This is a genomic window from Elongatibacter sediminis (assembly GCF_037892215.1).
GTDB lineage: Bacteria > Pseudomonadota > Gammaproteobacteria > Xanthomonadales > SZUA-36 > Elongatibacter > Elongatibacter sediminis.
This window is the reverse complement of sequence record NZ_JAZHOG010000012.1, coordinates 142,501-154,339: the sequence shown is the minus strand read 5'-3', so window position 1 is coordinate 154,339 and position 11,839 is coordinate 142,501. Positions and strand designations below refer to the sequence as shown.

Genomic DNA, 11,839 nt, shown 5'->3' with positions numbered 1-11,839 from the left:
ATCTATACGGTTCATTTCTGTCACCATTTGCTTGGTCGGGTCGACCTGAAGGCGATGGAAAAACGCACTGCACGAGGCTACAACCGCATTTTCTAGATATGTAAAACTGTTACCCATGTCCCCGAACAAACTGTTAACCATGTGTCCGGTCTGTACACAGGGACGGGTTTACGCCGCGTCCCGGACCGTACCTGTCGCGGCCGCTGGCGTGTACGGGCACCCACCAGTTCAAAACGAAATCTCAAGCGCAGTTTCAACCAGCGTTCATGCATTTGCATCGCGTTGGAAGTGCGGCTTGTGACCCTGTAAGGCGGGAGCCAGTGGACGTGGCGGGTATGGTCCGGGACCGTGTGAGGCAGGGATGCCGACCCGAGGCCCCAGGGACGGGTTTACGCCGTGTCCCGGACCGTACCTGTCGCGGCCGCCGGCGTGTACGAGGGCACCCATGAGTGACTGCAGCTCCGGCACACCGCCGAAGCCGCGGAGTCAGATAGAGTTCAGGCCTGGCGCGCGAAACTGATGATCGGATCGTAGAGCCCGATTTTGAACACCAGAATCCGGAACGTGAAGTAGCCCGCGAGCACCGCAAGAGCCACCACCACATCGACCGCCATCGAGGCCGGGGCCAGGGTCAGCAGTGCGAAGGGGAGAACCAGTCCCAAACCCAGGACCACGCCGTAGAACAACTTCACCCATGGCCCTTCCCGGGTCAGCAGATGCAAAGATTTGCGAGCGCCGGGGGAACCGCGGTTGGCCGCGTTCAGCATGGCCAGCAGAGCGACGGCGGCGACCACGAGGAGAATGGACGCGGCGCCTTGCCCCGCTGGCACCAGGCCGGCTCCGGATGCCGCCACGGACGGAGCGAGAACCCGTGCCACCGTGACGCCGCCCAATGCGGAATAGAGCAGGCTGGTCACCGGCATCAGCCCGGTGTTCCAGAAAGAAATCGACGTGGAATCGGCGATGGCGAAGCCGTGGTAGGTCATGACAACGAGCGCCGCGATCAACGCCAGTCCCTTGACGATTCCACCGATGGCCGCGGCACCCCCCAGCGAATCGGCCAGCCCGAAACCGTTCAGTGCGATGTGCAGCACCGCGGCGCCGGTGAAGACGATGATGGAAATGAATCCGCGGCTGATCCACGACCGGTCCGGGCGGCTGATGGCCCGCCAGGCGCGACTCGGTACACCCATGTGCGCGAGGTGGAAGTAGGTCTTCAGGATGGCCGTGACCAGCACGCCCACGATCATGGTCAGGTTCGACCCATACAGGGCGCCGGCGAGGAAGATGCCCGCGCCGAGTTCACCGAAGAAGAATGCGGCGGCCATGGAATCGTCCCAATGGCGTTGGAAGCGATAGCCCAGAGCCAGACTGTCGCCGACGATCGGAAATTCCCGGGTTGCCATTTGTCGCAATGCCTCCGAATCAGGTTACGTAATACACCTTGGGCTTGGTGTTCTTCTCCGGCATGGGTTGCTGAGCGCCGCGTTCGCGGATCAGCTTGCTCGGAGCGCTTTCGGGATCATCGAGGTCGCCGAAGATGCGGGCATCGGTCGGGCAGGTGACCACGCAGGCCGGATCCAGCCCGGAGTCCACGCGTTCGCTGCAGAAATCGCACTTGGTGACCGTGCCCGGGGTGAATCGTGTGTACCCCTGTTCTTCGAACGGCGTGAGTTCGCCTTCGCCGAACAGGCCCTTTTCCATGATGTCCTCGCCAAACGAGGTGCGCTGGTCGTAAGGACAGGCCACGGCGCATGAGTTGCAGCCGATGCACTTGGAGTCATCGACCATGACGATTCCGTCTTCGCGCGTGTAGGTCGCTCCGCTGGGGCAGACTTTTTCGCACGGTGCGTCTTCGCAATGGTTGCACAAGGTCGGAATGTACACCCGCCCCGCGTGGGGGAAGACACCGTAATCCTCACTCAGCGTGCGCGTGAAGAACACGCCGTCGGGCAGCGAGTTTTCCTGTTTGCACCCGACCACGCAGGCATTGCATCCAATGCAGCGCCGGATATCGAACACCATTCCCCATCTGGCCATCAGTGACTCCCTGTTTTGCCGGGTCGTTTCAGTTCATCGACCAGTTCGTAAACCGTCTTGCCTTGTTTCAGCGGCTCCGGCCAGTCGTCCAGTTTGGTGAGTTTCACCTTGCATACGGTCTCAGGCTGTCCCGTCACCGCGTCGGTGTTGCGCAGGTCGTACGGCAGCAGATCATTGAAATGCCCGCCGGCGTGCGGAACGCCCCCGTGGGTGACTTTGATTCTCGAAAGCGAATTGGAGACTCCGAGCGCATCGGGATGCATGCCTTCCGTGACTCCGATTCGTCCATAGATCCGGCCATAGGGTGAATCGACCTGCACGATATCGCCGGATTCCAGACCCTGTTTTTCCGCCGTTTTGGGGTTGAGGATCAAGGCGATGTGTACCGGGTCCCGGTACACGATGTCCTTGATCCAGGGGTTGCTCAGGCTCTCGCCGAAATTGATCTGGATGTCCTTGAAGAACATGCCGTACAGGTCGTATTCCGGGGGTTCCTCGTGAACCGGATCCAGAACGGCTGTGGGCAGAGGCTGATAATCGTCGAAATGCCACTCGTGCCGGAACGGGACGTCGGCTTCTTCCATCTTCTGCTTCAGGTCCCGCGGGATCGTGACCATGTCCTCGATGTAGAAGTGCAACCGCAGTCCGTCCCAGGGGCGGTACCATTTATCAGGCCGGCGCGGGGTGACCGCGTGACCCCGCTCCTGGTACCACTCCAGTGGCTGGTCGTTCCAGAGCAGTCCTTTGCGCTCGGCGATTTCCTTGTCGCTGTATTTCTTGCCGGGCTGCAGCGCCAGTTCGGGTTTGTGATGAAAACCGCTGACGATGTTCACGATTTCGTTGTACTGATCGAGGATGCCCATGCGTTCGGACAGCTCGGTGACGATGTCTTCCTCGCTTTTTGTATCGTAGAGCGGATCGGTCGCCGGTTGCCTCAGACACATGCCCTCGGTGTGCGGCGGCTCGATCATCGTCATATTCCAGGATTCGAGCGCGTCGTGCGAAGGCAGAATGACATCGGCCCAGCGGGTGGTTTCCGTCGGGATGATGTCGCTGACCACGATGAAGCGCATGGATTCCATGAATTCGAACCACTTGTCTCGCGGACCCTGCATCGCCCACAACGGATTGGAATGCAGAATGAACATCACGTCCGGTTTGAAGTCGACGCCGAAATATTCCGGATTCTCATGGACCAGCAGATTCAGGTGCGGGGGGTGCAGGCCGACCGGGAAGTAGTTGAGCAAATGAAAGGTGGTCGGCGGATACGCGAACGGCGGCAGTGGCCCGAGCTGGTGCGGCTTGGGCTCCATCATGCCGTTCTCCCCGGCGCTCACCCGGTTGTTGTCCACCCATTGATCGTCCAGGGTCGCACCCATGAGGCCGCCGGGCGTGTCGATGCTACCGACCAGCATGTTGACCATCTTGAAGGCGTGGTTGGTCTGGAAACCGTGTTTGTGGCCCTGGGCGCCACGATAGTAGTTGTAGCCGGCAGGCCGGAAAGGCAGCGTGCGGCCGTCGATATCGATGGTGGCGCCGATTTCTGCGGCATCCGAGAACTCGCGGGCGATGCGGACGATGGTATCGGCCGGCACCGTCGTGACTTCGGACATTTTCTCGGGCGTGCAGTCTTCCAGAATGTCCATGAATTTCTGGAATGCCGGTTTGCACTCAGTCCCTTCGACCGTGTACGTGCCTTCGAGGGCCATGCGTGTGTGGTCGATCTCGTCCCATAAGGCGGGGCTGCCGGTCTGTGTGTCCCAAACGTAGATTTTGCCGTCAGCGTTGCGCTTGAAGGTGCCGTCCGGTGCGACCAGGTAGGGTGCGTTGGTGTCCTTGCGCAAGAACTCGTAGTCGCAGCGTCCTTCCTTGACCATCACGTGGCACAGCCCGAGGGCGAAATGGCGGTCGGTGGCCGGACGAATTGGAATCCACTCCTCGGATTTGGCGGCGGAAATCGACAACCGCGGCTCGATCGTCACGCAGCGCATGCCTCGTTTAACCCGCGCGTCGGCCACCCAGTTCGATTGGGCAGCCGCATGCAGGTGGGATGAGAAACCGTCCCCGGTGCCGTCGTTGATCCAGTATTTGCAGTAGTTCGCGTCGTTGGTGACGGCAAACGCCGCGTGAATGTAGCCATTGACCGGATGGTAAGCGCCGCCACACATCGTGCCTCCGGACTGGAAGCTGTTCTGGTTGCCGAAAGCCAATGGCCAGTTCCAGACGTTCATTTTCTGGAAGTCTTCGAGCGAGGGCAGTATCTTGCGTGGATCGTCCGCAATGGTTTTGTTGAGCTCATCGGCCACCCAGTCGAGCGCCTCGTCCCAACTGATCGGTTCCCACATCGGGTCCTCGTTCGGCCCCTTCTTCGGATTGGTCCGCTTCATCGGTTGCTTGAACCGCTTGGGGTCGTAATGGCGCATGATCGCCGAGTTGCCCTTGGGGCAGAGTTTGCCGTTGTTCGAAGGGTTGGTTGGGTTACCTTCGATTTTATTAACCACGCCATCGTCGGTAACATGCATCAGCGTGCCGCAGGTATGCAGGCACATCTTGCAGGTGCTGGGAATCCATTTACCGCCTTTCAGCGAATTCTGGACGTATCGTGCTCCGGTAGCCATGGACGGTTCCTCCGGCGGCGTTAATTCATGGTAATAATGCGATTTAATATACTGGGAAAATTCAACACCTAAAGGACTCAGATCAATTACATCCTCAGTTTAGGACTTTCATTGGGGTCTGCACCGTCCGTCCATCGGCGCGGTCATGCCCGAAGCCGATGAAAGCAGTCGTTCGGAATCCCGTCCATCGGGTGCTGAACGCGAACACTGGGGCCGCTAACCCGGGGCGCGACAGACCCTTGAATCAATCTCACGCCGTCTCTCGCAGGCGGCTCGAAAGGAGGAAGGCACGCGATGCTGCAGATCGCCACACTTGACGATGACACCATTTCCCTGCCCGCCGAATCCCTGGAAGCGCTGCGTTCGTCCATTCGCGGCGAGGTCATCTGCCAGGACGACACGGCCTATGACCTGGCCCGGGGAATCTTCAACGGCATGATCGACCGGCATCCGGCCATGATCATCCGCTGTTCGGGCGTCGCGGACGTGATGCGTGCCGTGCGTTTTGCCGCCGAACACCGGTTGCTGACGGCCGTTCGGGGCGGTGGTCACGGCATCGCCGGCACTGCGGTGTGCGACGGCGGGCTCATGATCAACCTGGAACGCTTGAACTCGGTCCGAGTCGATCCGCAGGCAAAAATCGCCTGGGTCGGGGGTGGCGCGGCGTTGGGAGACGTGGATCACGAGACCGCCGCGCACGGACTGGCCTGCCCCGGTGGCGTGGTGTCCACCACGGGCGTGGCCGGTCTGACCACCGGCGGCGGCTACGGCTGGCTGCGCGGCAAGCTGGGCATGTCCATCGACAACCTGCGCGCGGTGGAGATCGTGACCGCGGACGGGCAGTTCCGTCGCGCCAGCGAGGCGGAAAACCCGGATCTGTTCTGGGCCGTGCGCGGTGGTGGCGGTAATTTCGGCATCGTCACCACGTTCGAGTTCAACCTGCACCCGATCGAGCCCGAAGTCATGCTGTGCAACCCCATTTACGCAGCCGAGCACGCGCGTGAAGTGCTGCGCGGGTGGCGCGACTTCATGGCCACCGCGCCCGATGAACTGACCACGGAATTCTTTTTCTGGACCATTCCCCCCATGGACCACTTTCCCGAGGAATTGCACGGAAAGGACGTGGTGGTCCCCTGCGCCGTGTACTACGGCCCCCCCGAGGAAGGCGAGAAAGTGATTCAGCCGCTGCGGGAACTGGCGCCGGTTTTGCTCGATATCAGCGCACCCATGCCCTTCGTCGAGATCCAGCAGATGTTCGATCCCTACCTGCCGTATGGTGAGGTAATCGGCTACTGGAAGGCGTTGTACATGGACCGCATGAACGACGACATGGCCGATACCCTGGTCGACCACTTCCTCGACCGGCCAAAGAACGGCCGCATCTGCCCGCTGGTGCTGCACTACCTGAATGGGGTCAGCCAAAGGGTTCCCAATGACGCCACGGCGTTCCCGGGACGCAACTGGTCCTACCTGATGGAGTACAACCTGACCTGGAACGACCCGGCCGACGACGAATCGTGCATCGCCTGGGTGCGCAGCGCCTGGAACGAGATGCGCGACAAATACCAGCAGCACGGTGGTGCCTACCTGAACATCGACAGCTACAGCGATGACGGACTGGCATGGGTCAAGGAGACCTTCGGCGACAACTTCCCGCGGCTTCAGGCCCTCAAGGATCAGTACGATCCGATGAACCTGTTCCGGCTCAATCCCAATATTCCGCCGTCCGAATGATGCGCCTTGGCGGGCGGATTGTGATTGCGGGTGTATTTCCGGTTGCATTGCGCCGGGGTTTTTCGTAAATTCAGAAGGATGATGAACGCTCACGGCCAAATAGCAGACTCGACCCTCCGCCTGCGCCGACCCCGTATTCACAATCCGGGCTGGGTAGCCGTGTAAGCTTCAATCATCAATCAAGCATGACCAGGAACCCAGCCGCCGGCTGGGTTTTTGGTTTCTGGCCGGCGCAGGACACAGGAGAAACGCATTAATGCAACATTTTTTGAGCACCCAGGACTGGGGCACGGGCCAGCTCGGCCGGCTTCTCGATCTGGCAACGGAACTGAAACGCAATCCGGTACAGGATCGACTGCGCGGCAAATCGATCGCCCTGATGTTTCTCAATCCGTCCCTGCGCACGCGGACCTCGTTCGAGTTGGGCATGCAGCAACTGGGGGGGATCGCCATCGTGCTGCAGCCCGGCAAGGATGCCTGGGGTGTGGAATTCAAACCGGGCGCCGTCATGGACGGCGATGCCGAAGAACATATTGCCGAAGTGGCCGGCGTCCTGTCGCGGTACTGCGATTTGATTGCCTTGCGTGCCTTTCCCCTGTTCCAGGACTGGCAGACGGATCGGGAGGACGCCGTGATTCGCTCCCTGGCGCAACATGCGTCGGTGCCGGTGATCAACATGGAGACCATCGTGCATCCGTGCCAGGAACTGGCCCTGATGCAGACACTGCGCGAGCACATCGGCGACGTGGCCGGGCGCAAGTTCGTGTTGACCTGGACCTGGCACCCGCGCCCGCTCAACACCGCGGTGGCCAATTCGGCCCTGACCATCGCCACCCGGTTCGGAATGGACGTCACCCTGCTGTGTCCGGAACCGGCGTATCGCCTGGACGAGCAGTTCGAAACGGCCGCCCGGGCCAACGCCGAGGAATCCGGTGGATCGTTTTCCATCACCCACGACATCGAAGCGGCCTATCGTGGCGCGGATGTGGTGTATGCAAAGAGCTGGGGCGCCCTGCCGCATTACGGCGACCCGAAAGCAGAGTGGGCGCTGCGCAGCCGTTACCGCCATTTCATGGTGGATGAGGAAAAGATGTCGATGACCAACAACGCCCTGTTCAGTCATTGCCTGCCGTTGCGCCGGAACGTCAAGGCGAGCGATGGCGTGATGGACGCCGATTATTGTGTGGCGCTGGACGAGGCCGAGAACCGGTTGCACGTTCAGAAAGCCCTGATGTGTACATTGCTGGGCGCCGACGGCGCGGAGGAAACGAAAAATGGGTGATCGCGTCGTACTGGCGTTTTCGGGCGGGCTCGATACGAGCTACTGCGTGCTGGACCTGGTTCAGCGCGGTTACGAGGTCCATACCGTGTTCGTCGACACCGGTGGCGTCGGCGACGAGGAACGGGCGTACATCGCGGCCCGGGCCGAGTCCCTGGGCAGCGCGCGGCATCACGAAATCAACGTCGCGCAGGAAATCTGGGATGACTTCGTCGTGCCTCTGGTGTGGAGCCATGCGCGCATGCTCGGGGAATATCCCCTGCTGTGCTCCGACCGCTACCTGATCGTGCGGCATTGCCTGCGCCTGTGTGATGAACTGGAAACACGGATATTCGCGCACGGTTGCACCGGCATGGGTAACGACCAGATGCGCTTCGACCAGACGGTCCGCAGTCTGGGCGACTACGACATCATCGCGCCGATCCGCGAGTTGCAGTCCCGGGTCAGCCAGGTGCGTGACCACGAGTTGCAGGTCATGGCCGACGCCGGCATCGAGGTGTCCGCATCGAGCAGCCGGTACTCGATCAACGAGAATCTGCTCGGAGTGACCATTTCCGGCAGCGAGATCGACCAGTTGGAGGCGCCGGCCGCCGATGCCTGGTCGCTGACAGCGGCCCGTGCCGACTGGCCGGGGGAGGCGCTCGAATTGCGGATCGGCTTCGAGCAGGGTGTCGCGGTTTCCATCGACGGCAAGAAAAAGTCCGGCCCGGAAATTCTGGCCCTGTTGAACGAACGCCTGGGCGCTTACGGCGTTGGTCGGCACATTTACACCGGCGATGTCACCATCGGCCTCAAGGGGCGGATTGCTTTCGAATGCCCGGGTATCGACGGTCTGCTGGCCGCGCACCAGGCATTGGAGGATGCCGTGAACACGCGTTTCCAAACGCAGTTTCGCGCCGGCATCGCATCGCGCTGGGCGGAACTCGTGTACGCCGGATTTTTCTACGAGCCGCACAAACACGACCTGGAAGCCTATCTGGAGAGTTCCCAGCGCTATGTCAGCGGCAGCGTCACGCTGGCCAGTGAAGGTGGAGTCGTGCTGGCGACGGCGGTCGAATCACCGTACCGCCTGCACGATCCCGGCGCGGTCTATGCACAGAGCTGTGACTGGACGCCGGAAGAGGCGGTGGGCTTCATCAAGCTGATGGGTCAAAGCACCACGCTCGCCAGCAAAGTCCGCGGCGGCGGCGAATGAGCCTCGAGCACGTCACGGAACGGCTGGCCGCGCTGGTCGCCTGCGACACGCAGAATCCGCCACGTCACATCACCGCCGACGCGGAGATTTTCGCCGTGTGCGAGGCGGCCCTCCCGGACGGCTTCGACGTTCGCAGCTGGGACCACGGTGACGGGCATGTCAGCTGGTTGGCGGTGCGCGGACGGCCGTCGGTTTTGTTCAACGTGCACCTCGATACCGTGCCGGTCGGCCAGGGCTGGACGCGCGACCCCCTGCAGTTGGACGTGAGTGACGGCAGGGCGTACGGGCGGGGCGCCTGTGACATCAAGGGCGCGGCCGCGGTTCTGCTGGAGTTGGCGGCACAGGGTGCCGAAAACCTGGCACTGTTGTTCACCAGCGACGAAGAGGGCGCCGGGGGGTGTTGTGTCGAGCGTTTTCTCGCCAGCGGCGAAGGGAAACGTTTTCGCCAGGTTGTGGTGGCCGAACCCACGGGGTGCCGTGCGGTGCTGTCGCACCGTGGCTTCCTCTCGGTCAAGACCCGTTTTTCGGGAAATCCGGGCCATTCTTCCGAGGCGCGGGCGCTGAGCGACAACGCCAATCACCAGATGGCCCTGTGGGCTGCCGCCGCCCTCGAATTGGCGCGTGGCCTCAAGACCTCCGCGGAGGACCCTGGCAGCTGCATGAATATCGGCATCGTCGAAGGCGGCACCAAGAGCAACGTGATCGCCGGCCATGCATTCGTGCACTGGAGCGCGCGACTGGCTCCCGGCTCGTCCAGCAGTGAATTTCTGCGCGCCGCGAAGGCGTGCGCGCCGGCCGGCGCGGCGGTTGAATGGGAAGTCCCCTTCGTCGGCGATCCGTTGCCGGCCGGGGATGCGGACACCAGCGCCGCGCACGAATTTTGTGAGGCGCACGCTATCGAGACGGCCCCGCCGGTTGATTTCTGGACCGAGGCGGCCCTGTTCTCCGGCAGTGGCCTGCCGGTGTTCGTGTTGGGGCCCGGAGATATCCGTCAGGCGCATGTTGCGGACGAATGGGTTGCGCTGGAGCAGTTGGAGCGGGCGATGAACATTTATGGTCAGGTGGTGCGCAACGATGGCTGAACTCAGGGCGACCGTCAAACAGGTGTTGAGCCAGCTGGCCGAGAGCCGGGAGGCGCGCTATTACCTGACGCAGTTCAGCAGTACCGACCGGATGCATTTCGCCGTCGTCAAAGTCGGTGGCGGCGTGCTCGACCAGCAGCTCGACGCGCTGGCCGCTGCGCTGGCCTTTCTGCGAAATCTGGGCCTGATGCCCATCATTTTGCACGGCGCCGGCCCGCAGTTGGACGCGGCACTGGAAGAAGCCGGGATCGAAACCGTCAAGCGGGACGGTTTGCGGGTCACCTCACCCGAAGCCATGGGTGTGATCCGGCCGGTCACTTACCGGGCCAATCGCCAGCTCGTCACCGCGCTGGAGCGTCAGGGGGTGCGGGCCCAGGGCATCCAGCACGGCGTGTTCGAATGCGATTACCTCGATCGCGACCGGCTGGGTCTGGTCGGGGATATCCGGCGCATCGATCTCGAAGCGATCCGCGAAGCGGTCGACCGTGGCGTGTTGCCGGTGGTCGCCAGCCTGGGGGAGAGCGCCACCGGCCAGGTGATGAACATCAACGCGGATTTCGCCGCGCGTGAACTGATCTGGGCGGTGGAACCGCACAAGATCATCTTCCTGACACCGACCGGAGGTTTGCTGGACGAGTCGGGGCGCGTGATTTCTGCCATCAGCCTGCGTACGGACTTCGACTACCTGGTGAGCCAACCCTGGGTGCACTCCGGCATGCAGCTCAAACTGCAACAGGTCGCGCAGATCCTGGAAAAGCTGCCGGACACGGCTTCGGTGTCCATTACCTCGGTGGAGAACCTGGCTCGCGAACTGTTCACGCACCGCGGTGCCGGCACCCTGATCCGCCAGGGTGAACAGATCCTCGAACTCGATGAGTTCAGCGAATCGGATGCCGCCCGCACCGCCACGCTGTTGGAGCAAAGTTTCGGACGCAAGTTGAATCCGGGGTATTTCGACAACCTGCCGATCAGCAAAGTGCTGGTCAGCGAATCCTTTGGCGCCATGGCCATTGTGCTCGAAGGCGTGGACGGGATTCCCTATCTCGACAAGTTCGCGGTCACCCCGGAAGCCCAGGGGGCCGGGCTCGGCGCCGCCGTGTGGCAGGCGCTGATCCAGCGCTGCCCCGAGCTCTATTGGCGTTCCCGCGTGGATAATCCGGTGAGTCCCTGGTATTTCGAGCAGGCGGACGCGAGTTTCACCCGGGACGGCTGGGTGGCGTTCAGTCGTGGTGTGCGCGACTTCGCGCGGCTGCAGCGGTGTGCCGAGGACAGCCTGGCGCGTGAACCAAGTTGGCAGGAGAAGAGTGATGACGATTGAAACCGTGGTCATAGGCGGGCGCGGGCACACCGGGAGCGCATTGCTGCCACTGCTGGACGGGCATCCGGAAATCACGATCCGCGCGGTCGCGTCGGGCACGGCGGCGGGGGAGCCTGTGGCCGGGCATGTCGAAGCGATGCGTGGCAGCGATCTGGTTTTCAGCGACCTCCGGCCGGATGCCGTACGTGATCTGGATGCACGGCTTTACATCCTGGCGCTGCCCAACGGCAAGGCGGGCGCCTGGGTGGAGGCGATCGATACCCATTGTCCGGACGCCGTCATTGTGGATCTGAGCGCGGATTATCGTTTCGACGACCAATGGTCGTATGGCTTGCCGGAACACTTTGCACCGGGATTGCGGGGTGCGACCCGCATCGCCAATCCCGGCTGCTACGCGACGGGTGCCCAATTGGCGCTGACGCCGGTCCGCGAGCGGCTGGCGGCCACGCCGGTGGTGTTCGGTGTTTCCGGCTACAGCGGAGCCGGAAAGACCCCGTCGCGGAAAAACGATCCGCTTGTGCTGGCCGACAACCTGTTGCCGTATGCACTGGCCGATCACATCCACGAGCGTGA

Annotated in this window: 9 protein-coding genes (1 of these 9 cut by a window edge); 6 read left to right on the top strand and 3 right to left on the bottom strand. The window is 62.2% G+C overall.

Annotation, left to right across the window (positions count from 1 at the left end; all coding sequences use genetic code 11):
* Positions 1–497: 497 nt before the first annotated feature.
* The 3 genes from V3330_RS16800 to V3330_RS16790 are packed head-to-tail and all read right to left on the bottom strand — an operon-like array spanning position 498 to position 4,658.
* Entirely contained in the window at positions 498–1,406 is a 909-nt protein-coding gene (locus V3330_RS16800; RefSeq protein WP_354696606.1) for a DmsC/YnfH family molybdoenzyme membrane anchor subunit, read from the bottom strand.
* Positions 1,407–1,425: 19 nt separating this feature from the next.
* Positions 1,426–2,040, bottom strand: coding sequence for a 4Fe-4S dicluster domain-containing protein (locus tag V3330_RS16795; protein WP_354696605.1), 615 nt, complete (start codon positions 2,038–2,040; stop codon positions 1,426–1,428).
* On the bottom strand, positions 2,040–4,658 hold the full coding sequence (locus V3330_RS16790; RefSeq protein WP_354696604.1) for a molybdopterin-dependent oxidoreductase: 2,619 nt from the start codon (positions 4,656–4,658) through the stop codon (positions 2,040–2,042). The genes V3330_RS16795 and V3330_RS16790 overlap by 1 nt, the downstream gene beginning before the upstream one ends.
* 294 nt (positions 4,659–4,952) lie before the next feature.
* On the opposite strand from V3330_RS16790, the gene V3330_RS16785 reads away from it, so the two are divergent.
* The 6 genes from V3330_RS16785 to argC form a co-directional block, all read left to right on the top strand.
* The gene (locus tag V3330_RS16785; protein ID WP_354696603.1) at positions 4,953–6,392 is read left to right on the top strand and encodes an FAD-binding oxidoreductase; all 1,440 of its coding nucleotides are present in this window, start codon (positions 4,953–4,955) and stop codon (positions 6,390–6,392) included.
* Positions 6,393–6,648: 256 nt separating this feature from the next.
* A complete protein-coding gene (locus V3330_RS16780; RefSeq protein ID WP_354696602.1) occupies positions 6,649–7,674 on the top strand; it encodes an N-acetylornithine carbamoyltransferase in 1,026 nt (341 codons plus the stop codon).
* Entirely contained in the window at positions 7,667–8,866 is a 1,200-nt protein-coding gene (locus V3330_RS16775; protein ID WP_354696601.1) for an argininosuccinate synthase domain-containing protein, read from the top strand. Before V3330_RS16780 ends, V3330_RS16775 begins: the two co-directional genes overlap by 8 nt.
* Positions 8,863–9,948: an acetylornithine deacetylase gene (locus V3330_RS16770; RefSeq protein ID WP_354696600.1), complete on the top strand. Its 1,086-nt coding sequence runs from the start codon at positions 8,863–8,865 to the stop codon at positions 9,946–9,948. Before V3330_RS16775 ends, V3330_RS16770 begins: the two co-directional genes overlap by 4 nt.
* Positions 9,941–11,266, top strand: a complete 1,326-nt coding sequence (locus V3330_RS16765; protein WP_354696599.1) for an acetylglutamate kinase — start codon at positions 9,941–9,943, stop codon at positions 11,264–11,266. Before V3330_RS16770 ends, V3330_RS16765 begins: the two co-directional genes overlap by 8 nt.
* A protein-coding gene (argC, locus tag V3330_RS16760) for an N-acetyl-gamma-glutamyl-phosphate reductase (RefSeq protein WP_354696598.1) crosses the window boundary here: on the top strand, positions 11,256–11,839 show its 5' portion. The gene runs 400 nt beyond the window's last position; only the first 584 of its 984 coding nucleotides appear in the window; it begins with the start codon at positions 11,256–11,258; its stop codon lies off the right edge, out of view. Before V3330_RS16765 ends, argC begins: the two co-directional genes overlap by 11 nt.